Consider the following 21811-nt stretch of genomic DNA (forward strand, 5'->3'; position numbering starts at 1 on the left):
TAAAAGCAAAAATGCGCCACTCATCACACATCAAAAGTTAAACCATTGATATTAAATGCAATTGTCACTATATATCGCTGCACTCATCAATGTGTGAGTCATAAATAAAACAAATAACAATTTCCGTTTTTGCATTCCAAGGAAAAAAAATGCATTTCAAATACTCAGCTATTGCAGCTTCGATGATTGCCGCCCTATCGCTAACGGGCTGTGGCAGTGATTCATCCGATCCATCGACCCCTGTCGAACCAACCGCAAAGCAAATCAAGGTGATCGACGGCTACCTTTCTCAAGCGCAGGTGTGTGTGGACCGAAATAGCAATGACTCATGTGACAGTAATGAGATTATCGGACTTACAGACGGCAATGGTACTATCACTATCAAGGCTGAAGATGCGAAATACGCCGTCATCGCCCGAGCGATTGCTGGCCAGACGACAGATAGCGATAAAGCAGGAAAGTTAGGTAACAGCTATGAGCTGATTGCACATGCCGAGAGCAAGGTTGTGACACCATTTACCACGATGGCCAAACTGCAAAACAAGACCGTTGAGGCATTGGCGACAGAGTTAAATCTCGACTCCGCCGTCGTTGCCGGTGACTATGTTGCAGCCAAAGCGCAAGATGGCAGCGCGGAAGCCGCGAAGAAAGCCCACCTGATGGCACGCAGCCTGACCAATGAACTGGCGCCAAGCTTGGCAGACAACGATACTGAAGCGCTATCAGAGTCAGCTGATGACATCACGAAAGTTATCGAAGATAGCATCAATAACGGTGACGAACTCGATGACATCGTTATTGAAATCAATGACGATGGCACGGCTGAAAGCAAACCGATCATTGCGTCTCTAAGCGATTACCTTGAAGGTCAAACCCTTAGCTTTGTCAGCATGAATAAATACTATGCACAAGACGAGGGAATTTTTAAAATCACTTTGCAAGACGGTACGCTAACTGTCGCTGACGACACGGGTGCGTCGATGACAGAAGCATACACCATCGAAGGCAATTCACTTATCCATATTGAGGACGGTGAAGAGAGCATCGAAGAGTTCATCTATGTGTCCGAGCAAACTAGCCTAGCGGTTACCCCGCAGAACGATCTCAACTTCTGGACAAAGGTTGATATCTCTGGCGAGGAATTTGAGTTCCCAGCGATCACACAAACAATGATTGCCGATCAAACCTGGTACTTCCTCTCTGATGACTCTACCGATCACAAACCTTATCCAATGCTGGCTAAGATGGTCTTTAACAAGGACAAGAACGTTGTTATCTCTGAAGAAGGTGAGGAGGGCTTCACCATTGGCTGGCGAATTGAGAATAATGAGTTAATTCTTGATTTCCCTGAAGGTGACAACGATATGTACATCAAGTTGGTTACCAAGGACAACAACATCCTAACAATTGTTGACGGTGGTGAAGAGCAAAATAAAAACCACTTCAGCCTGCTAGTGAAAGACAAAGCACTGGCTGAATCAATTGTTGAGAAATGGGGTGAAGAGATCTAACTGGCTCCAGATATAAAAAAACCGGCCTCGGCCGGTTTTTTCTTGCCCGTAACACAGGCTATCGGATGCCTTACTGCTCTTCGGCCGCATCATCGTCTTCTTGGTCGCGGACATAAAAGCGCGAGAAGAACAAGCCGACTTCAAACAGCAAACACATCGGGATGGCCAGAAGCGTCTGCGAAATCATATCCGGCGGTGTCAGCATCATACCCACCACGAAGGCGCCAACGATGATGTACGGCCGCTTGGTACGCAGGCTTTCCGGATCCGTCGCGCCTGTCCAGCACAGCAGGATAATGGCTACCGGGATTTCAAATGCAATACCGAATGCCATGAACAGCGCCAGAACAAAGTCCAGATAGCTGGCAATATCCGTCGCCACCTGGATCCCTTCCGGGGCCACACTGGTGAAAAAACTGAACACCAGGGGGAATACCACGAAGTAGGCAAAGGCAACGCCGGCATAGAACAGCAGCGAGCTGGAAAACAGCAGCGGCATGATCAACTTGCGCTCATGCTTGTATAGCCCCGGTGCCACGAAGGCCCAAACCTGATACAAGATCATCGGCACGGCGACAAATACCGAGGTCACCAGTGTGAGCTTAATTGGCGTGAAGAATGGCGATGCCACATCCGTTGCGATCATGCTCGCCCCTTCCGGCAGACGCTCTACCAAGGGGGCGGACAAGAAGGCATAGATGTCGTTGGCAAACCACACCAGGCCAAGAAAAACCACAATGACACTCAGGATGGAACGCAACAGTCGGTTACGCAGCTCAAGCAAGTGGCTGAATAACGGTTGCGTATCTTCAACAGTAGACATAGTGACTTATATTAATCCTGCTTTTGAGAGGTCGTCGCCGAGGGCTGCTCGTCTTTGTTGTCGGCATAAGGGCGCTGTACTTCCGAGGCGGCTTTTTTGAGCTCCTCCACAGTATCCCTCAGCTCAGGCGAGAGATCTTTCATCCCCATTTGCTCGGCTTTTTTCAAGTTTTCCTGAAGTTCCTGGAGCTTGAGCTCCTGGTTCAGTTCATCCTTGACCGAGTTCGCCATATTACGTGCAGCCCCGATCCAGCGCGATACCGTACGGATCGCGACAGGCAGGCGTTCCGGCCCCAGTACAACCAACCCCACCACGGAGATCAGTATTAGTTCCCAGAACCCGATATCAAACACGTGTTAAACCTGCTCTTTGTCTTTCTGGCTCTTCTGAGCCTGATCACCCTGCTGTTCAGCCAGTTTCTTCTGATCGAAATCCGCATCTGCGTCTTTCTTCTCAGCAGTTGGCTCCTCATCGCTGATCGCCTTCTTGAAACCTTTCACGGCAGAGCCCAAGTCACCGCCCAGTGTGCGCAACTTCTTGGTTCCGAACAGCAGAACAATGATTAGTGCAATGATTAGCAATTGCCAGATACTGATACCACCCATGCTTGTTTTACCTCAGCTAATTGTGGTTAATAACGAATCGTATATGTGTTGGCTGCATACTTTACCGCCTATTTGCGGCAAGCACGCCACCCAAGTAACCAAAACGTGACCCCCATTGCAGCACTGATAGCCGAATAGTTTTCAATATGATTACTAAAAAGTATGGCAGAACATACAACCAGGGTTGCACCAATGCCAAAGTAGAACCTTGCCTGGCCCTGGTAACGTCGACTCTCCATGAAATTGTCGTAGAGTTTATCGATACGTTGGTTCAGCGCATTGCCTTGGCGCAAACTATCGTAAAGTAATTCCGGCAACTCCGGCAACTTCTCGGCCCAGAATGGCGCCCGGGTTTTCACCCCGTCAATCACAGCCTGCGGGCCGACCTGACGAGACATCCAGTCTTCCAGGAATGGCTTGGCGGTATCCCACAAATCAAGCTGCGGATACAGCTGGCGCCCCAATCCCTCGACATATAATAAGGTTTTCTGCAGCAATACCAACTGTGGCTGCACTTCCATATTGAAACGGCGTGCGGTATTGAACAGGTTCAGCAACACATGGCCAAACGAGATCTCGGCCAGCGGCTTTTCGAAAATCGGCTCGCACACCGTGCGGATCGCGAACTCGAATTCATCGATATTGGTATCTTCCGGTACCCAGCCGGAATCGACGTGCAACTCGGCCACCTTACGGTAGTCACGGTTGAAAAACGCCAACAGGTTTTCGGCCAGGTATCGCTTGTCTTCGCGGTTCAAGCTGCCGACGATACCACAGTCGAGCGCGATCCACTGCGGGTTGTCCGGATTTTCCCGCGCAACGAAAATATTACCCGGGTGCATGTCGGCATGGAAGAAGCTGTCGCGGAACACCTGGGTGAAGAAAATCGTCACCGCGTTTTCCGACAGCAGTTTCATGTCGGTACCGTTGGCCACCAGCGCCTCGATATCCGAGACCTGGATGCCATAGATACGCTCCATCACCAGGAGGTTTTCCCGGCTCAGATCGGTATACACTTCAGGTACATACAGCATATGGCTATCTTCGAAATTACGCCTTAGCTGGATGCCGTTGGCGGCTTCGCGCATCAGGTTCAGCTCGTCGAGCAAGGTTTTCTCGTACTCGCGTACCACCTCGACCGGACGCAGACGGCGCGCATCCGGCAGCACCTTGGCCAGCAAGCCGGCCATGCGGTACATCAGGGTGATATCGGCCTTGATCACCGGCAGGATATCCGGGCGGATCACCTTGAGCACCACTTCCTTGCCGGTTTCCTTCAAGGTGGCGGTATGGACCTGGGCAATCGACGCTGATGCCAGCGGTACCTCGTCAAAATCATCGAACCAGATGTCGAGCGGGCCGCCCAGCGCTTTCTCCATCTGCTCCTTGGCCAAGCGGCCATCGAATGGCGCCACCTGATCCTGTAGCAAAGCTAACTGGTCAGCAATATGCGGCGGGAACAAGTCGCGTCGAGTCGACATCATCTGGCCGAACTTGATCCACACTGGACCCAGCTCCTGCAACGCCAGACGCAGACGCTCGCCCAATGGCTTTTCCGGATGCTCGTTGCGCAGCCAGAACAGGGATTTGCGCATTGCCTTAGGGAGCTTGAGTCGCGGATCTTCGGGCAGCAGCTCGTCCAGCCCGTAGCGCAGCTGGACAGCAGTAATTTGGTATAGGCGCTTAACTTCTGACAACACCATCATCGAGGCGCTTGCTCCATTAGACGATTCAGGCGAGCTTCGCAACGTGCCACATCCATCTTCAGATCATCGACCTGATCGGCAAAGTAGGCGATTTCCAGCGCCTGCGGTGCCAGGCGCCACTCTTCGGTGATCACCTCGGCCAGGTCTCGCTGGCGTTTAGCTACCCCTTGCTGGATAAAACGTGCGCCCTGCTTGGCGCCACTCACTAGAGTATGGGCAACAATATCACCGGTATATTGCGAGAGTTTTTCTTCGAAATCCGGTTTTAGCCCGCTCAGCAAGGCCGAGAACTGCTGTGCCAGCTGGATATCGCCGTCAAGCGATAGCTTGTCAGCCTTGATCAGCTGAGTCAGGTTGGCTTGCTGGCGAAGCTCAGGCAAAACGGACAGGTTGAGGGCCAGTTCACAGTCAATCTCGCCCTCATAGGCACCCAAGACATCGATCTGCTGGCTGAAGATAAAATACAGCTGCTTGCCAAATTCATTGATGGTCACGCCAATCACCTTGCCCTTCAAGCGGGCGAGACGACGCTGGCTGGCTTCATCATCCTTCAGCAGGGCATTGAGCGAGGTCTCGATCACCCCGGTTACAAACGCATCAACAGGCATAGTTTCCTCAGAACTTGTAGCCACGGTGCAAGGCAACAATGCCACCCGTCAGGTTGTAGTAGTTGGTCTGCTCAAAGCCCGCATTCTGCATCATCCCTTCCAGGGTATCTTGGTCCGGGTGCATGCGGATAGACTCGGCCAGGTAGCGGTAGCTTTCGGCATCGTTGGCAATCACTTCGCCCATTTTCGGCAACAGGTGGAAGGAATAAGCGTCATAGACTTTCGACAGCGGCTCGACAATCGGCTTGGAAAATTCCAATACCAACAAGCGGCCACCCGGCTTGAGCACGCGGTACATCGAGCGCAGTGCCTTGTCCTTGTCGGTCACGTTACGCAGGCAGAAGCTGATCGTAATACAGTCAAAATAGTCATCCGGGAAAGGTAGCTCTTCGGCATTGGCCTGTACATAGCCAACGTTGCCGACAATGCCGTTGTCACGCAGCTTGCTGCGGCCAACCTTGAGCATCGAGTTGTTGATATCGGCCAGGATCACCTGACCGTCATCACCGACTATGCGGGAGAACTTGGCGGTCAGATCTCCGGTACCGCCCCCCAAGTCGAGTACCTTGTGACCACGGCGAACACCACTGCAATCAATGGTAAAGCGCTTCCACACCCGGTGGATCCCCATCGACATCAAGTCATTCATAATGTCGTACTTAGCCGCTACCGAGTGGAATACCTCAGCAACCATTTCCGCCTTGTCTTCCTTGGCTACAGTCCGGTAGCCAAAATGGGTCGTCTCTAGTGTGGTGTCCGTCATGCTACTTCCGTCATGGTTAACATTTCATTTCGCCCTAGTGTACTTGATGGTTGAGGTTTGCTCAAAGCACAACCTGCATCTATGTCCACACCGCACAATTATGCTGTCGGGCTATCCTCGCCAATCGCCGCCAGCGGCTCGTCATCTGCCGCCCCCAGCATGGCCCGCTCGGTCAGTACCGGGCTGATATCGCGCTTGACCTCGACCCCCAAGAGGCGGAACCCTTCGGCCTGACGGATCACGTTGCCACGCCCCGTCACCAGTTTGTTCATCGCCCCCTGATAACTCTGGTTGGCCTTTTCCAGCGATGCGCCCATCGCTTCCATATCAGTCACAAACAAGCGCAGCTTGTCATACAGCTTGCTGGCCCGTTCGGCGATCTGCTTGGCATTCTGGTTCTGGCGCTCATTGCGCCATAGGTTATTGATGGTACGCAATGCCACCAGTAAGGTGGTCGGGCTGACCAGCATGATGTTCTGATCCATCGCATCGCGTATCAGGCTCGGATCGGCTTCGATAGCCGCCTGGAACGCCGGCTCGACCGGGATAAACATCAATACATAGTCGAGACTTTCGACGCCGTGCAGCTGATGGTAGTCCTTGCGGCTCAAGCCGCGGATATGGCTACGCACCGAGGCGACATGCTCGCCAAGGGCAAGCTCTTGCTCGGCAACGGTATCAGCGTTGAAAAAGCGCTCGTAGGCGATCAGCGACATCTTGGCATCGATCACCACATCCTTGCTCTGCGGCAGGTGCACCACCACATCAGGCTGGTAACGCTTGCCCTCTTCGTTCTCGAGGCTGATCTGGGTTTGGTACTCGTGCCCCTCCCGCAGGCCGGACTCGCTCAGTACCCGCGCCAGCACGACTTCGCCCCAATTGCCCTGCGCCTTGTTGTCGCCCTTGAGCGCCTGAGTCAGGTTGACCGCCTCTCGGGCCATCTGCTCATTGAGCTGCTTGAGGTTGTTGATTTCATGGACCAGGGTATGGCGTTCGCGGGCTTCCTGGCTGAAGTTGTCATTGACCTGCTTGCGGAAACCTTCGAGCTGCTCGCGCAGCGGCCCGAGCAAGCCTTCCATACTGATACGGTTCTGCTGATCGACGGTGCGGGTCTTGTGCTCGAACATCTTGTTGGCCAGGCTTTCGAACTGAACCCGCAGCCGTTCTTCGGCATTTTCCAATAGGGCTATCTTGTCATCCGCCGCTCTCTGCTCCTCGAAGTGGCGGGCTTCCTGCTCACGCAAATCGGCTTCGAGGCCGGCGTTAGCCATCCGGCTGTTTTCCAGCTGCTCGGTCAGGTACTGCTTTTCGTTCCTTAGCGCTTCGAAATGGCGCATCTTTTCCAGTGCGGCAGCCAACCGGCCATGCATCTGGCGCAACTCGGCAGTAAGCCGATCCCGCTCGATATCCATGTCATCAAGCTCCTGATTGCGTTCACTGAGCTGGCCCTGGTAGTGCTGCTCCTTGCTCTGCGCCAGCCTCAGCTCGGCTTCTGCCTGCTGCCGCATCAGTTGCATTTGCTGTTGCCAGCGATTGTTCACCAACCATGCCACAATAGCCCCCGCCAATACCGCGCCGGACACTCCGGTCACCATCGCCAAGCCGTATCCCGACAGCCACTCATTCATCATGCTTTTTTCCTGACTCTTTGATTAACCAGCAAATGATCTGCTTTTGCCAATAAGGCTAAGAGGATACTGGATAAATGTCCAGTCTCGTTATTCCCGCCCCTCGGTTTTCCGCCCGTGCACCGCGGCGCAATTTTCTGGTCGGCTTCCGTGCAATCGAATACACTGACGCGTAACCGATTTCCCTGCTGCCTTGCCGAAGCAGCAATTGATTATGGATGAACAATGAACGAACGTTATGCGCTCGGGTATGGCCTGGCGGCCGTCCTGCTATGGTCCACCGTTGCCACCGCTTTTAAGATCACCCTCGAATTCTTCACCCCAATCCAAATGCTGGTTGCGGCCAGCGTGATATCCGCTATGGCCCTCACCGGGATAGCGCTCTACCAAGGCAAGCTGCACCTGCTGGGTCGTACTTTCATGGCAAGACCGCTTTACTATTTGCTGCTGGGCCTGATCAACCCCTTTGCCTATTACCTAGTGCTCTTCAAAGCCTACGAGCTGCTGCCCGCCTCCCAGGCCCAGCCGCTCAACTACAGCTGGGCAATCACCCTGACACTGATGGCGGCAGTCTTCCTCGGCCAGAAAATCCGCAAACAAGACTGGGCGGCGTGTGCGCTGGGCTACCTGGGTGTGGTGGTGATTGCAACCAAAGGCGATGTGATGGCCTTGCACTTCGACAACCCGACCGGTGTCGCGTTAGCACTGCTGTCGACCCTGCTGTGGGCGATGTACTGGATCCTCAATACCAAGAACCAGGCCGATGCGGTCTTGGGCGTTCTGCTTGGCTTTTTGGTATCGCTGCCATTCTCTATCGGTTTGAGCCTTTACACCGGTGGCTGGACGGCAATCCCTTGGCAAGGCTGGGCGGCGGTGAGCTATGTCGGGTTGTTCGAAATGGGGGTAACGTTCGTGCTGTGGATCAATGCACTCAAGCTCACCCGCAATACCGCACGGATCAGCAACCTGATCTTCATCTCGCCGTTTATCTCACTGATGCTGCTGGCAACGATTATCGGCGAAGAAATCCACTCATCGACACTGGTCGGCCTGGTGTTGATTGTCTGCGGCCTGCTGATCCAGCAGTGGAAGAGCAAGAAGCAACGAGCGCAATCGGCCGCATAATCTGTTGCCAACAGAATAAAAAAAGCCTGCCACAGAGTGGCAGGCGAACTAGTGAGTAAGGGTTGTCGAGACCCTGCGCCTTAAAAGGGACGGCGTCTTTTTATTATCGAGAGTTTTCTTTTAGGCTGTCACCGGGGCGTGCCAGCGGCGGCCCATCTTTGTCCACAACAGGAACAAGCCAGGGATCAGCAGCCACATCTGCAATACCATCAAATCCGGTGAGCTCAAACCCAAACGCTGGGTAAGGCTAACCATGGCACCGGCACCACTCATCTGGAACAGGCCCAGCAGCGCCGCTGCGGTACCAGCACGGTCACCAAACGGAGCCAGCGCTTTGCCCGCCGCCGAGCCAAGCACAAAGGCAAAGCCGAACGACGACATGAAAATCGGCACCATAAAGGCCCAAGCTTCGGCAATATGGCCCACCAGCAGCATCAGCATGCCAGCCAGCACCAAGATCACCAGTCCGGTACTGAGTGTCTTGCGCGAACCGAAACGGTCGATATATTTCGGCGCCACCATACATGCCAAGATATTCAATGCGGCATTGATACCAAACCACAGGGTGAACTGGTTCATACTCTGGCCAAGCTCGACCATCAGCCACGCCGGGGCGGAAGTCACGTAAGCCAGGATCACTGCCATCGCCAGCATGCACAGGCTGGCATGGTACAAGAAAGTCGGCTCCCTAAGGACAGACCAGTAGCGCGACAGGCTGATCGCCGAACCTGACACATCGGTATCTGCCGGACGGGTTTCGCGGAACAACAGCAAGATAAACAAGCCTGCTACCAGAGCGAATCCGGCCATGAAGCTGAAGTTGGCGCGCCAGCCAAACTGGTGGGTCAACCATGTCCCGAGCAGCGGAGCCAGTGCCGGGATAAAGCAGATTGCCCCGTTGAGGTAGCTGATCATCCGGCCGCTTTTTTCCGGGCCGAAGCTATCACGTACCGCGGCAAAAGCTGCCACCGAGGTTGCGCAGGCACCGAAGCCCTGCAGCAGACGGGCAACCAACAACATATCCAGAGTGTGGGCGACGTAGGCCAGCGCCGCACTCGCGCCGTAAATCGCAATACCGCCAAGGGCAATGGGACGACGGCCGAAGCGGTCAGCCAAAGGGCCTGCCAGCAACTGGCCAAGGCCAAGGCTGAACATAAACCAGGTCACGGTATCTTGGACCCGGGTCAAATCGACCGCAAAAGTGTCCGCCATCGCCGGCAGCGCCGGCAGATAGATATCAATGGCAAGCGGGCTGAACAGCACCAGGGTCACCATCAAGGCCACCAGCCGTTTGTCCGCAGAGTGTTTCGGTTGCATAGTATTATCCTGTTGAGCAATGGCGGCAGTGTACGGCGTTCGAGATATGAATAGAAATGGTATATATTCAACACCGATTTTCCATTTAGGAATATCATGGCTTTTACGGGGAGGATGGTTCCGTGTCATTTGAAAAACTCGCCAGGTTGGATCTCAACCTCTTGGTCTGTCTCCATGTCTTACTAGAAGAAGGCAGCGTCACCCTGGCCGCCAAGCGGCTATGTCTGAGCCAATCTGCCGTCAGCAAAAGCCTCAACCGGCTACGCGAGCAATTCGACGATCCCTTGTTTGTCCGTACCGCCCATGGCATGAAACCCACCCCGCGCGCCATGGCCTTGACGCCCATGCTCGAACAACTGCTTAGGGATATCGAGCACCTAACCGCCCCGGCCAGTTTCGAGCCCCACACCAGTGACCGCCACTTCCGCATGGCGCTGGTCGAAAGTGCCTACCCCTTGTTCTTGCCGCAGTTCCTCGGGGATATTTTTGCCGAAGGCCCGAATATCATCCTCGATACCCAGGCCTGGGAGTCGAACACCTTCGACAAGCTGACCAACGGCGAAGTGGACTTCGGGATCACCGGCAAGGATCTCAACCCCAAAGATGCGATGCTGACCCTGATGCCGCCGAAAGGAATTGTGTTTACCGAGCTATGCCGCGATACCCAGTGCTGCCTTGTACGTAAGGGCCACCCTATCCTGTCGCAACCATGGGATGAGGACTGCTACCTCCGGCAGCGACATATCCAGGTACGCTGCGGCAATGATGATCGCTGGCTGCTCGACTACAAATTGGCCGAACGCGGGCTGCAGCGGGATATCGCCATGTATGTTCCGGACTTCAACAGTGCCGCCAGCCTGTGTACCCACACCGATCTGGTGTTCACCGCCCCGAGCCACTTTGCCGACTACATCAGCGCCCAGCTGGACTTGGCGGTATTACCGCTACCGTCAGCACTTCCTCCTATGGCCTACACCTTGTTCTGGCATCAACATCAAGAAAAAGACCCTGGCCATAGCTGGTTACGGCAAATTATCACCTCGCGCTGCCGTGATTTGTCTGTTAGCTAATTGCAGCTATTACGCAAAAGCGCTAATTTAGGAAGATCAGCCTGAACAGCCAACACGGCCTCACCATGAATGCAAATGGCAAGGCGTGTTCGTTATTCAGGCTGGCCTCTTAGCCGTCACACGGACGGTGACTCAGTGAAAGGAAAAAGACACCCATGCAAGCAGTTATCTCGCAGCGCGTCGCGCAGATCCGCCAATGGCTGGAAGCCCACCAGCTCGACGCCCTTTTGATCCCGCACGAAGATGAATATCTGGGCGAATATATCCCGGCCCACAACGAGCGCCTGCACTGGGCGACCGGCTTTACCGGCTCTGCTGGTATGGCTGTGATTGCCCGCGACAAGGCGGCGATGTTCGTCGACGGCCGCTATGTCGTTCAGGTCCGCAAGCAGGTACCGGGCGACGTTTACGAATACCGCCATCTGATTGACGAGCCGCCGGTCCAGTGGGCATTGGACAACCTCGCGGCCAACAGCAAAATCGCTATCGACCCGCGCCTCCACAGTGCCGCGTGGCTAACTCGTACCCAAGAGCAAGTAGCCGGTGAATTGGAACTCGTCAGTATTGGCGACAACCCAATCGAGCAACTGTGGTCAGATCGCCCAGCGGCGACGCTGTCGCAGGCCAAACTGATGGGACTGGACTTCGTCGGCCAATGCAGCAGCGACAAGCGCGAGCAAATTGCCGCCGAGCTCACCAAGCAGAAAGCCGATGCAGTACTGCTGCCCCAACTTGACAGTATTGCCTGGCTACTCAACATCCGCGGCAGCGATGTGCCGAGCCTGCCAGTGCTGCTCTCCACCGCACTGCTTCATGCCGATCAAAGCGTGGATTTCTACATTGACCCAAGCCGCCTGCCAGAAGGCTTTGCCGACCATGTTGGCACTGGTGTCCGCGTCCACGCGCCAGATGCGCTGGAAGCAGGCCTCAAGCAACTTTCGGGCAAAACCGTATTGGTTGACCCAGCCACCAGCAATGCCTGGGCCAGCCAAACCCTGCGCGATGCCAAGGCCACGTTGCTAGAGGCTGCCGACCCTTGCCTGCTACCGAAAGCCGCCAAGAACCCGACAGAAATTGCCGGCATGAAGGCCTGCCATATCCGCGACGGCGTGGCCGTGAGCAAATTCCTGGCTTGGGTCGATAGCCAAGTTGCCCAGGGCAACTTGCTCGACGAAGGAACCCTGTCGGACAAGCTGTGGCAGTTCCGCAGCGAAGACAGTAGCTGCACCGATGTCAGCTTCGATACCATTTCGGCCGCTGCCGGCAATGCGGCGATGTGCCACTACAACCACAATAACCAGCCAGAGCCTAGCGTGCTGGAAATGGACAACGTCTACCTGGTGGATTCAGGCGGCCAGTACCCGGACGGTACTACCGACATCACCCGAACCATCGCCATCGGCAAGCCGGGCGATGAAGTGAAAAAGACCTTCACCTTGGTGCTTAAAGGCCATATTGGCCTGGCCTCTGCCCGTTTCCCGAAAGGCACCACCGGCTCACAGCTTGATGCCCTTGCCCGCCAGCATCTTTGGGCCCACGGCTTCGATTACGATCACGGTACCGGCCATGGCGTCGGCCACTTCCTGAGTGTTCACGAAGGTCCGCAGCGCATTGCCAAAGTGCACAACCCTACCGCCCTGCTGCCGGGTATGGTGTTGTCGAACGAACCGGGTTACTACCGTGCAGATGCCTTCGGGATCCGTATCGAAAACCTAGAGCTGGTTGTCGAAGTCGAAACCGCCGGCGACATGACAGTAATGGGCTTCGAGTCACTGACCCGCGCGCCTATCGACCGTCGCCTGGTTGACTTGTCTCTGATGACAGACGCCGAGCTAAACTGGCTTAACAACTACCATCAAACCGTGTTCGACGTACTGAGCCCTTCGCTGCAAGGTGATGATCTAGCTTGGCTTGAGCAGGCAACCGCCCCGCTAGCACGGTGATAGTCAGTTAACTGCTGTTGGTCGCATAGCACCAACTGCTGCAATGCCAACAATGTAAAGAAAACGCCCGCACAGGGATGCTGTGCGGGCGTTTTGTTATTTATACCCTGCAGGTTTAGCGCCAAATAACTACGGTCTGTTAACCCGAATAGGCGTGGTGCCAGTCCTTCCACACCACTTCAAAACCACGTTGCTTAACCGCCGAGGCCACTTCGGCAGCCGGGCGCTCATCACTGATCGCAAACTGCTCGAGCTCTGGCACATCATCGGCATAGCCGCCCGGCTGGGTCTTGGACTCTGCCGACATCGTGGTGATCCCCAAGGGCAGCACATTATCACGGAACTGCGCCGATTCACGGGTCGACAGCGATAGCTCTACTTCAGGATTAAGCAGGCGGTAGGCACAGATCAGCTGTACCAGCTGACGGTCATTCATCACCGATTTGGGCTGCAGCCCCCCCTCACAAGGACGCAGGCGCGGGAAAGAGATCGAATAACGGGTCTGCCAGTAGGTTCGTTCCAGGTAATCCAGATGTGCGGCAACAAAGAAGCTATCGGTACGCCACTCCTCGAGGCCAATCAGTGCCCCGATACCAATCTTGTCGATGCCAGCCTTGGCCAGACGATCCGGCGTTTCCAGCCGGTATTCAAAGTCCATCTTGTTGCCGCGCAAGTGATGCTGGGCATAAGTCGGTGCACAATAGGTTTCCTGGTAGACCATGACCGCGTCCAGGCCGAGGGTCTTCAGCTCGGCATACTCATCCTGCTCCAGCGGCTGAACTTCCATTGCCAGATAACTGAAATGGGATTTGATTGCCGGCAGTGCTGCACGGAAATATTCCATCCCGACCTTGCGCTCATGTTCACCGGTCACCAGCAAAATGCTGTCGAACTGCTTGGCCTTGATCGCCTCGCACTCGCGCTCAATCTCAGCCATATCCAAAGTGCGACGCTTGATGCGGTTTTCCATCGAGAACCCACAGTAGGTACACGCATTGGCACACAAATTGGACAGGTATAGCGGGATATAAAACGACACCGTATGGCCGAAGCGCTTACGGGTCAATGCTGCCGACTGCTGCGCCATCTGCTCGAGATAAGGCTCTGCCGCCGGTGAGATCAAGGCTTTGAAATCCTCCAGATCACGCTTGGGCTTGCGCAGCGCCCGCTCGACATCCACCGCCGTCTTGCCATAGATGGACATCCGGATATCATCCCATTCCAGCTGCTTCCACTCATCAACGAAACTCATCGCAAGCTCCTTAAGCTGGCTGATCCAAGAACGCCGTTAGCGGACTAGAGGCAATAGCATGGTTGACCGTTCCCGCCAAACCCGCCTCATAAGCCATACGACCACCTTCTACCGCCAGCTTGAAGGCACGCCCCATCACAACAGGATCGGCTGCCGCTGCAATTGCCGTATTTACCAGCACTGCATCCGCCCCCATCTCCATAGCCTCAGCGGCATGAGATGGCGCACCAATACCGGCATCGACAATCACCGGTACCTTGGCCTGATCGATGATGATTTCGAGGAAATCGCGCGAAGCCAACCCCTTGTTGGAGCCAATCGGTGCACCCAGCGGCATCACCGCCGCACAACCCACCTCTTCCAGGCGCTTACATAAAACAGGATCAGCGTGACAGTATGGCAACACGATGAATCCTTCACGGACCAACTCTTCCGCCGCCGCCAACGTCTCGATCGGATCAGGCATCAAGTACTTCGGGTCCGGGTGAATTTCCAATTTCAACCAGTTGGTACCCAGCGCTTCTCGAGCCAGCTTGGCCGCAAACACTGCCTCCTTGGCATTCTTAGCACCAGAAGTATTGGGTAGCAGGTTTACCCCAGCCTCAATTAGCGGCGCCAGGATATCATCATCACGGTTTTCGATATCCACGCGCTTAAGGGCCATGGTCACTAACTCGGAGCCCGAAGCGATGATTGATTCAGCCATGGTGTGGCGGTTGGCATACTTACCGGTACCGGTAAACAGGCGTGACGAGAACGTCTTATCAGCGATAGTTAGCATTTATCCTCCTGCAATCGCTTGGAACAAGGCGATGCGATCGCCGGCGCTTAGTAATGTTGTTTCCCACTCACTGCGGGCGACAATATCTTCGTTCAAGGCTACGGCCGTGGCCTGCACCGGCATCTCCAGCTGCGTCAACAATGCGCTGAGAGACTGGCCTTCTGGAACCTCGACTGATTTATCATTGACCCGTACCTGGATCAGCGTCGATGTCGTCATAATGGTTCTATTCTCCCGTGCCGCAAACCGGGCACGCTCTATCTGTTGGTAATTGAAAGGCTTGCCAGCCCATCGTCAGACCATCGAACTGGCGCAGCGTGCCAAAGCCCACCTCGCCAGCACCGGTCAATAATTTAATGGTTTCCAATGCCTGCAAATTGCCGACCGTGCCGACCACCGGCCCGGCGATCCCGGAATTGCTGCAGTTCTGTGGTTCATCAATCGTCCCAGCCTGGCGCGGAAACAAGCAGTGATAGCAAGGTCCTTTTCCCTGCCGGAAATCAAAAACCATCAACTGCCCCTGCCAGCGGATCGCCGCTCCAGATATCAAGGGCTTATTGGCCTTGAAGCAGGCGTGATTGACGGCGTATCGTGTTGCTAAGTTATCAGAGCAATCGAGCACCACGTCAGCCAGCGATACCTCCATCGCCAACCGCTGATCAGCCAGCCGGGCTTTCACCGCCCGGATACGGATATGCGGATTTAACGCCTGCAACTGCTCCGCTGCCATCGGTGCCTTGGCTTTGCCCTGATCGCTATCGCGATAGACCACCTGGCGCTGAAGGTTGGAGCTATCGACAGTGTCATCATCGGCAATCACCAAGTTGCCAACTCCTGCACCTGCAAGATACAAAGCCGCAGCCGATCCCAAACCGCCAGCACCAACCAGCAAAACTTGGGCGTCGGACAGTGACTGCTGGCCAGATTCGCCGATCTGCGGCAGCATGATCTGACGGTTATAACGGAGAAATTCCTGATCACTGAGCATAGTTGCCTTCCTACTCGGCCGCGTTACGCACTAAGATATCGCCAAATGCCGTGACAGCCTGCGCCGGGTCGTCGGCTTGGGTGACAGCGCGGACAACTGCCACACTGCTGACCCCGGTACGCCAGACACGCTCGGCACGGGTCAAGTCAATGCCGCCAATCGCCACAGTTGGGAACGCGTCACCTATCAGCTTCTGATAAAGCGCCAAGCGGTTAAGCCCCTGCGGTTTTGATGGCATATCCTTAGTGGTTGTCGGGAAGATATGACCCAGTGCGATATAGCTTGGGGCAAACTCCGCGGCACGCAGGATTTCGTAGTAGCCATGGGTCGAGAGACCTAGCCGCAGTCCTGCTTGCTGGATCGCCGCCAGATCAGCCGTTTCCAGATCTTCCTGCCCAAGGTGAACACCATAAGCTTGGTGAGCAATGGCCAACTGCCAGTAGTCATTTACAAACACCTGGGCATTATGCTGCTTACCTGCCTCAACGATAGTGCTGATCTGCGCCGGTAAAGTGGGCTCAAACGGATCTTTGATCCTAAGCTGGGTCGTCTTCACCCCCAGCTCCAGCAAACGAGTAACCCACTCTGCGGTATCGACCACCGGATACAACGCCAGCTTATCGCGTTCTACGGTCGCAAACGGTGCCACCGCCACTTCTTTGCTGGCCCAGCCCAGCTCATTGCATTCAGGATGATTGGCCGTCAGCGGGCGCGGAAACAAGGCGCGCACCATCGGCCATCCGGTTTCGCCATAGCCATCAGCATGGCTTTCAAGGTAACCACGGGCATGGGCACGCGATAGTGTGACCGCATCTTCCAGCGGGTAGTCCAATGCCAGCGCAGCCAGCAGCATGGCTCGTTGCGGCTCACTGGCCCCGGCATGATGGCAATATACGCCCCGCGCTTCTCCGAGATGGTGCCAGATATCGACACAGCCTCGCTCTGTCGGCAGACCGCAAACCACCAAAGCTGGATTCTTTGCGACCTCTTGCTGCATCTCTGCCAAGGTCGGATAAGGGGCGAGCCACTGATCACGCACTTCCAACCCCTTCGCCACACTTTCAGACGGATTAAACGCCACCGAGAAGGTTTCACCTTCAAGGTGAATGTCTACCACCTCCGATCCGCTCCACTCCATACTGACGGCTTCACCAAGCTGGTATTTATCAGCCGCTGCCAACAACGGCTCGATATGCATCAGTAATGGCGCCAAGTGATCGGGTAAACACAACGCGTTCATTAACTTTCCTCTTTGATTGGGTGATATAACTCACTCCCCTTGGCCCGGAACTCATCGGCTTTTTGCTGCATGCCCTCAAGGGGGTCATCCAACATCCGCACGGCCAAATCACCGGCTTTCTCCAGCCCGCTCGCGTAGTCACGGACTTCTTGCGAGATCTTCATCGAACAGAATTTCGGTCCGCACATCGAGCAGAAATGGGCGATCTTGCCGGATTCCTGAGGGAGGGTTTCATCATGGTAGGCTCGAGCCGTTTCAGGATCTAAAGCCAGGTTAAATTGATCTTCCCAGCGGAACTCAAAGCGAGCCTTCGACAAGGCGTTATCGCGCACTTGAGCACCGGGGTGGCCTTTTGCTAAGTCTGCCGCATGGGCACACAGCTTGTACGTGATCAGCCCCACCTTTACATCTTCTTTATTCGGTAGGCCCAAATGTTCTTTTGGTGTGACATAACACAGCATGGCACAGCCATACCAACCTATCATGGCTGCACCAATGCCGGAGGTAATATGGTCATAGCCCGGTGCAATATCGGTCGTCAGAGGCCCCAAGGTATAAAACGGTGCTTCATGGCAGTGCTTGAGCTGCTCTTCCATGTTCTCTTTGATCATGTGCATCGGTACATGCCCCGGCCCTTCGATCATCACCTGAACATCATATTCCCAGGCAACTTTGGTCAGCTCACCCAAGGTACGCAGCTCGCTGAACTGCGCTTCATCATTGGCATCAGCCACCGATCCAGGACGCAGGCCATCTCCCAGTGACAAGGCGATATCATACTGGGCACAGATTTCACAGATCTCCCGGAAATGCTCATACAGGAAACTTTCCTTGTGATGGGCCAGACACCACTTAGCCATTATAGAGCCACCGCGCGAGACAATGCCGGTAACCCTTTTCGCCGTCATCGGGACATAACGCAGCAGCACGCCGGCATGAATAGTGAAATAATCCACGCCCTGCTCAGCTTGCTCGAGCAAGGTATCTCGAAAGACCTCCCAGTTGAGGTTCTCAGCAATACCGTTGACCTTTTCCAGAGCCTGATACATAGGCACTGTGCCGATCGGCACCGGGCTGTTGCGGATGATCCATTCTCGGGTTTCGTGAATGTTACGACCGGTAGAGAGATCCATGACGGTATCGCCACCCCAACGGGTCGACCACACCAACTTCTCCACTTCCTCTTCAATCGACGAACTGACAGACGAGTTACCGATATTGGCGTTGACCTTGACCAGGAAGTTACGGCCGATGATCATCGGCTCAGTTTCAGGGTGATTGATATTCGATGGGATAATTGCCCGGCCTTCAGCGACTTCTTGGCGGACAAATTCAGGGGTGATTTCTTTTGGCAGGTTGGCACCAAACGCCATGCCCGGGTGCTGCTGGTTTAGTACCTCATCACGGTATTTCGCCCGGCCCATGTTTTCACGAATGGCAATAAACTCCATCTCAGGAGTGATGATCCCCTGGCGGGCATAATGCAGCTGGGTGACATTTTTGCCTGGCTTGGCACGGCGAATGCGCGCCTGTTGCTCAAACCTCAGTTCATCAAGGGTGTCATCGGCCAGGCGTTCTTTGGAAAACTGAGAACTCAGCTCGCCCAACAACTCGGTGTCCCCCCGTTCCTCGATCCAGCCTTCACGAAGCTTAGGCAGGCCAGTGTAGATATTTGCAGGCTGCTCAGGATCGGTATAGAAACCGGAGGTATCATAGACCCGTACCGGTTCATTAGTTTCAAAAACAGGGGCTTCTCTGGTTCCACCGACCAAGCTATCGGCCAGGGCAATCTCACGCATTGGCACGCGGATATCTTCGCGGCTCCCGGTGACATAGACTTTCCGGGAGTTCGGGTAAGCCTGGGTGGTCAATGAGTCGATAAATTGTTTCGCGTCCAATCTCGCTTGTTTGCGATTCGACATAGCAATTTCCTTTGGTCCATAACAGGGAAGTTGCTTGGCGGATGGGTGCGTAAACAAGAGGCTATACGTAGGCTGTATAGTGTCGTCTGAAACAGCCACTGTGAATACAGTGATACAGATGGTCTCTCTTGTTCCCTTCGCAGGTATTAGCCTGATCAGGTTCTACGGATCCCGCAATGCGGTCTCAGCCAAGTGGCACTCCGACAAGTTGAATTTGCAGTATATGAAAGGGGTTCCGCCTCGGCAAGGCAGAACCCCAAAAATTAATACTTAAAAGGCAAAAGCCTTGCTACTTTTGCATAACTCCGTTTAGCACGACAAATTTATTTGAAACGCTTCACAAGTGTCTTCAGCAAAGAAGAATGGGTTTCCCTCAACTCACCCAGTTTATGGGGGATCTTGGGTGCCCCCTCCAAATCAAACAGCTTAGGTACCGCCACTCGCTGCGAAGAGTAGATCCCGGTGTGTCCGCTGAAGTAGTAAGCGGTATAACAGGCAATGGCGAAATACAGCATGTGCTCGGCACCAAATAACTCGATGCCCATGATGGTACAGGCCAACGGCGTGTTGGTCGCAGCTGCAAATACAGCTAGAAAGCCTAATGCAGCAAACAAATCAACCGGTGCACCCAGCACCCATGCCATGGTATTGCCCAATGTTGCTCCGACAAAGAACAGCGGTGTGACCTCCCCGCCCTTATAACCGGCAGCTAGGGTAATCGCCGTTAGCAGCAACTTGAGTAGCCAGCTGTACCACTCTGCTCCCCCCTCCTGAAAGGCCGTTAAGATACTGACACCTCCCTCCCTGCTCGAGTAAACCCCCAAACCGATATAATCATAGTTACCGATCAGCTGCACGGCCGCTATAACAATCAAGCCACCAACAACCACTATCAGGTACGGGTTTTTGAGTGTCGCTTTGAAGATATCTTTAAAGGCATGGGTCAGTTCTCCGAATAGGTATCCCGCTAGACCAAAAGCCACGGCAGCAATCACAATCTTGGCGATCATCAGCAGGTCTACTTTGACAGCATGTTCAAACAGGGTAATGGTTTCGAGGAAATCTATCCGGTAGTGGGTATGGTGCACTCCCCAAGCGGAACACACGACATCTGCCAAGATAGCAGCAAACAAGGCAGGAATAATTGCATCATAGCGCAGGCGTCCTATAGCCAGCACTTCTAGGGCAAAGATTGCGCCTGTTAGCGGCGTACCGAATACGGCACCAAAACCTGCCGCCACACCGGCAATCAAAATCAACCGGGTATCCGCTTCATTGAGCCTGAACTTGCGAGCCAGCCAGTGAGTCGATGCCCCACCGATTTGTACTGCGGTTCCTTCACGGCCAGCCGATCCCCCGAATAGGTGGGTGATCACTGTTGTTATCAATACCAAGGGAGCCATACGGGCAGGAATTCCGGCACCGGGCTCATGGATCTCATCCATAATGAGATTGTTGCCCCCCTCGGAGTTTTTCCCTAGGTTACGGTAGCAATAAACAATCACAATCCCGGCCAGCGGTAAAAGATAAATCAGCCAAGGATTATCAATCCGGGTCGCTGTAGCGACACTGAGGATCCAGAGGAAAAAAGCATTGAGCGAGCCGACAATAACGGCAACGGGAATAATGAGAAGCGTCCAACGGAGAATTTGAACGAATATTTTGGGATTTGAACTTAATGGATGCGCCATACCATGTCTATCTTATCTCGAATTACTATCAAGGATAGGTGCTATGGCAAATAACAAGCCCCACCATAGACGGATCTATCCTACTACAGCAGGAGTCATTATCTCGGTTGAGCGGTTAAAGGTGGAACTCCATCACCCGTCATCCCCCGAAGACGATGACAATGACCAAATGCTATCGCTTATCCCTACTGACAACAAGTGGAAATAATCAATTAGGAACGAAAAAAGTTCCGCACTGCTTCTGGGAACGCAGTATAGAATATTGAGGGGAGCAGGAGCAGATTGAGCCGGCATCCCGGAGACTTGACCAGGTTGGTGCTCCAGGGGACTTACCTACAAGCAGGCTAGCGGGTCAGGGGGACGCCGAGTCCTCCCAACATTGCTTCGCAAAAGAAACAGACGCAAAAAAGCCCCAGCATTTCTGCTGAGGCTTCGTAGATGGCAGGGGTGGAGAGATTCGAACTCCCAACACGCGGATTTGGAATCCGCTGCTCTGCCAATTGGAGCTACACCCCTAATGTGTTAATTATTCTACTGACAAATCACGGCAGATCAAACTGATTTTCTCAAACCGAGTCACAGTATTGATAGATAAAGGAAAAATAATAATTACAACATTCGGTGGGACTAGCCTTCAAGCGGGCTGGCGGAAATCCAACTCCCAACACGCGCTGTTTTGGTATTGGCAGAATCCGCTGCTATGCCAATTGCACAATCGAGTAGGAGGAGGCCTCACGGCCTCCGTCCTCTCACACCACCGTACAAGCGTGGGTCGCATACGGCGGTTCCGAATATATTTTCAGTGACTCATACCCATCTCTCAATGAGTACATGCCCA

Annotated in this window: 19 protein-coding genes, 1 tRNA gene, 1 pseudogene and 2 riboswitches; of the genes and pseudogenes, 4 read left to right on the forward strand and 17 right to left on the reverse strand. The window is 54.3% G+C overall.

The annotated features are described in order from the left end of the window. Positions 1 to 149 precede the first annotated feature (149 nt). Complete coding sequence (locus tag C9J03_RS05365; RefSeq protein WP_044622241.1) at positions 150 to 1511, forward strand: hypothetical protein; 1362 nt, start codon at positions 150 to 152, stop codon at positions 1509 to 1511. Positions 1512 to 1581: 70 nt separating this feature from the next. Here the strand turns inward: C9J03_RS05365 and tatC are convergent, their stop codons facing one another. The 7 genes from tatC to rmuC all read right to left on the reverse strand — a co-directional run bounded on the left by tatC (position 1582) and on the right by rmuC (position 7647). Then, entirely contained in the window at positions 1582 to 2334 is a 753-nt protein-coding gene (gene tatC / locus C9J03_RS05370) for a Sec-independent protein translocase subunit TatC (protein ID WP_044622240.1), read from the reverse strand. Between the two features lie 11 nt (positions 2335 to 2345). Next, a complete protein-coding gene (tatB, locus tag C9J03_RS05375; protein ID WP_039465123.1) occupies positions 2346 to 2687 on the reverse strand; it encodes a Sec-independent protein translocase protein TatB in 342 nt (113 codons plus the stop codon). 3 nt (positions 2688 to 2690) lie between these two features. Next, a complete protein-coding gene (tatA, locus tag C9J03_RS05380; protein ID WP_039465119.1) occupies positions 2691 to 2939 on the reverse strand; it encodes a Sec-independent protein translocase subunit TatA in 249 nt (82 codons plus the stop codon). A 68-nt stretch (positions 2940 to 3007) separates the two neighbouring features. Beyond that, positions 3008 to 4642: a ubiquinone biosynthesis regulatory protein kinase UbiB gene (gene ubiB / locus C9J03_RS05385; RefSeq protein WP_044624346.1), complete on the reverse strand. Its 1635-nt coding sequence runs from the start codon at positions 4640 to 4642 to the stop codon at positions 3008 to 3010. Next, positions 4642 to 5253, reverse strand: coding sequence for a ubiquinone biosynthesis accessory factor UbiJ (locus C9J03_RS05390; protein ID WP_044622239.1), 612 nt, complete (start codon positions 5251 to 5253; stop codon positions 4642 to 4644). The genes ubiB and C9J03_RS05390 overlap by 1 nt, the downstream gene beginning before the upstream one ends. Before the next feature lie 7 nt (positions 5254 to 5260). Continuing rightward, positions 5261 to 6016, reverse strand: coding sequence for a bifunctional demethylmenaquinone methyltransferase/2-methoxy-6-polyprenyl-1,4-benzoquinol methylase UbiE (gene ubiE / locus C9J03_RS05395; protein ID WP_044622238.1), 756 nt, complete (start codon positions 6014 to 6016; stop codon positions 5261 to 5263). A 98-nt stretch (positions 6017 to 6114) separates the two neighbouring features. After that, entirely contained in the window at positions 6115 to 7647 is a 1533-nt protein-coding gene (gene rmuC, locus C9J03_RS05400; RefSeq protein WP_044622237.1) for a DNA recombination protein RmuC, read from the reverse strand. A gap of 222 nt (positions 7648 to 7869) precedes the next feature. On the opposite strand from rmuC, the gene C9J03_RS05405 reads away from it, so the two are divergent. Then, positions 7870 to 8769, forward strand: a complete 900-nt coding sequence (locus C9J03_RS05405; protein WP_044622236.1) for a DMT family transporter — start codon at positions 7870 to 7872, stop codon at positions 8767 to 8769. Between the two features lie 120 nt (positions 8770 to 8889). On the opposite strand, the gene C9J03_RS05410 is transcribed toward C9J03_RS05405, so the two are convergent. Then, positions 8890 to 10086 carry a multidrug effflux MFS transporter gene (locus C9J03_RS05410; RefSeq protein WP_039465105.1) on the reverse strand — a complete coding sequence of 399 codons (1197 nt, stop codon included), beginning with the start codon at positions 10084 to 10086 and terminating at the stop codon, positions 8890 to 8892. 122 nt (positions 10087 to 10208) lie between these two features. Between C9J03_RS05410 and C9J03_RS05415 the strand changes: the two genes are divergently transcribed. Both C9J03_RS05415 and C9J03_RS05420 read left to right on the forward strand, forming a co-directional pair. Further along, positions 10209 to 11156 carry a LysR substrate-binding domain-containing protein gene (locus C9J03_RS05415; RefSeq protein ID WP_044622235.1) on the forward strand — a complete coding sequence of 316 codons (948 nt, stop codon included), beginning with the start codon at positions 10209 to 10211 and terminating at the stop codon, positions 11154 to 11156. Positions 11157 to 11311: 155 nt separating this feature from the next. Then, positions 11312 to 13099: an aminopeptidase P family protein gene (locus C9J03_RS05420; protein WP_044622234.1), complete on the forward strand. Its 1788-nt coding sequence runs from the start codon at positions 11312 to 11314 to the stop codon at positions 13097 to 13099. A gap of 139 nt (positions 13100 to 13238) precedes the next feature. Here C9J03_RS05420 and thiH read toward each other — a convergent pair whose 3' ends face one another. The 9 genes and pseudogenes from thiH to C9J03_RS27155 form a co-directional block, all read right to left on the reverse strand. Next, positions 13239 to 14351 carry a 2-iminoacetate synthase ThiH gene (thiH, locus tag C9J03_RS05425; RefSeq protein WP_044622233.1) on the reverse strand — a complete coding sequence of 371 codons (1113 nt, stop codon included), beginning with the start codon at positions 14349 to 14351 and terminating at the stop codon, positions 13239 to 13241. A 10-nt stretch (positions 14352 to 14361) separates the two neighbouring features. Continuing rightward, positions 14362 to 15132, reverse strand: coding sequence for a thiazole synthase (locus C9J03_RS05430; protein ID WP_044622232.1), 771 nt, complete (start codon positions 15130 to 15132; stop codon positions 14362 to 14364). Continuing rightward, the gene (gene thiS / locus C9J03_RS05435; protein ID WP_044622231.1) at positions 15133 to 15351 is read right to left on the reverse strand and encodes a sulfur carrier protein ThiS; all 219 of its coding nucleotides are present in this window, start codon (positions 15349 to 15351) and stop codon (positions 15133 to 15135) included. It lies immediately after the preceding gene. Between the two features lie 7 nt (positions 15352 to 15358). Next, entirely contained in the window at positions 15359 to 16120 is a 762-nt protein-coding gene (locus tag C9J03_RS05440) for a HesA/MoeB/ThiF family protein (protein WP_044622230.1), read from the reverse strand. A gap of 10 nt (positions 16121 to 16130) precedes the next feature. Beyond that, positions 16131 to 17360 carry a thiamine phosphate synthase gene (gene thiE / locus C9J03_RS05445; protein ID WP_044622229.1) on the reverse strand — a complete coding sequence of 410 codons (1230 nt, stop codon included), beginning with the start codon at positions 17358 to 17360 and terminating at the stop codon, positions 16131 to 16133. Further along, positions 17360 to 19282 carry a phosphomethylpyrimidine synthase ThiC gene (gene thiC / locus C9J03_RS05450; RefSeq protein WP_044622228.1) on the reverse strand — a complete coding sequence of 641 codons (1923 nt, stop codon included), beginning with the start codon at positions 19280 to 19282 and terminating at the stop codon, positions 17360 to 17362. Before thiC ends, thiE begins: the two co-directional genes overlap by 1 nt. 115 nt (positions 19283 to 19397) lie before the next feature. After that, positions 19398 to 19495: riboswitch (TPP riboswitch) on the reverse strand. Between the two features lie 110 nt (positions 19496 to 19605). Further along, positions 19606 to 20973 carry a voltage-gated chloride channel family protein gene (locus C9J03_RS05455; protein ID WP_044622227.1) on the reverse strand — a complete coding sequence of 456 codons (1368 nt, stop codon included), beginning with the start codon at positions 20971 to 20973 and terminating at the stop codon, positions 19606 to 19608. 82 nt (positions 20974 to 21055) lie between these two features. Then, positions 21056 to 21119, reverse strand: a riboswitch (Fluoride riboswitch). A gap of 293 nt (positions 21120 to 21412) precedes the next feature. Continuing rightward, positions 21413 to 21489: transfer RNA gene (locus C9J03_RS05460), tRNA-Trp, on the reverse strand. Between the two features lie 233 nt (positions 21490 to 21722). Beyond that, positions 21723 to 21811, reverse strand: a pseudogene (locus C9J03_RS27155) (group II intron maturase-specific domain-containing protein); the annotation flags it as partial.

The organism is Photobacterium gaetbulicola (genome assembly GCF_003025515.1).
Taxonomy (GTDB): Bacteria; Pseudomonadota; Gammaproteobacteria; order Enterobacterales; family Vibrionaceae; genus Photobacterium; species Photobacterium gaetbulicola.

Coding starts and splice junctions, on each gene's coding strand:
- C9J03_RS05365 (WP_044622241.1), top strand. CDS start 150: ATGCATTTCAAATACTCAGCTATTGCAGCTTCGATGATTGCCGCCCTA.
- tatC (WP_044622240.1), bottom strand. CDS start 2,334: ATGTCTACTGTTGAAGATACGCAACCGTTATTCAGCCACTTGCTTGAG.
- tatA (WP_039465119.1), bottom strand. CDS start 2,939: ATGGGTGGTATCAGTATCTGGCAATTGCTAATCATTGCACTAATCATT.
- ubiB (WP_044624346.1), bottom strand. CDS start 4,642: ATGGTGTTGTCAGAAGTTAAGCGCCTATACCAAATTACTGCTGTCCAG.
- C9J03_RS05390 (WP_044622239.1), bottom strand. CDS start 5,253: ATGCCTGTTGATGCGTTTGTAACCGGGGTGATCGAGACCTCGCTCAAT.
- ubiE (WP_044622238.1), bottom strand. CDS start 6,016: ATGACGGACACCACACTAGAGACGACCCATTTTGGCTACCGGACTGTA.
- rmuC (WP_044622237.1), bottom strand. CDS start 7,647: ATGATGAATGAGTGGCTGTCGGGATACGGCTTGGCGATGGTGACCGGA.
- C9J03_RS05405 (WP_044622236.1), top strand. CDS start 7,870: ATGAACGAACGTTATGCGCTCGGGTATGGCCTGGCGGCCGTCCTGCTA.
- C9J03_RS05410 (WP_039465105.1), bottom strand. CDS start 10,086: ATGCAACCGAAACACTCTGCGGACAAACGGCTGGTGGCCTTGATGGTG.
- C9J03_RS05420 (WP_044622234.1), top strand. CDS start 11,312: ATGCAAGCAGTTATCTCGCAGCGCGTCGCGCAGATCCGCCAATGGCTG.
- thiH (WP_044622233.1), bottom strand. CDS start 14,351: ATGAGTTTCGTTGATGAGTGGAAGCAGCTGGAATGGGATGATATCCGG.
- C9J03_RS05430 (WP_044622232.1), bottom strand. CDS start 15,132: ATGCTAACTATCGCTGATAAGACGTTCTCGTCACGCCTGTTTACCGGT.
- thiS (WP_044622231.1), bottom strand. CDS start 15,351: ATGACGACATCGACGCTGATCCAGGTACGGGTCAATGATAAATCAGTC.
- C9J03_RS05440 (WP_044622230.1), bottom strand. CDS start 16,120: ATGCTCAGTGATCAGGAATTTCTCCGTTATAACCGTCAGATCATGCTG.
- thiE (WP_044622229.1), bottom strand. CDS start 17,360: ATGAACGCGTTGTGTTTACCCGATCACTTGGCGCCATTACTGATGCAT.
- thiC (WP_044622228.1), bottom strand. CDS start 19,282: ATGTCGAATCGCAAACAAGCGAGATTGGACGCGAAACAATTTATCGAC.
- C9J03_RS05455 (WP_044622227.1), bottom strand. CDS start 20,973: ATGGCGCATCCATTAAGTTCAAATCCCAAAATATTCGTTCAAATTCTC.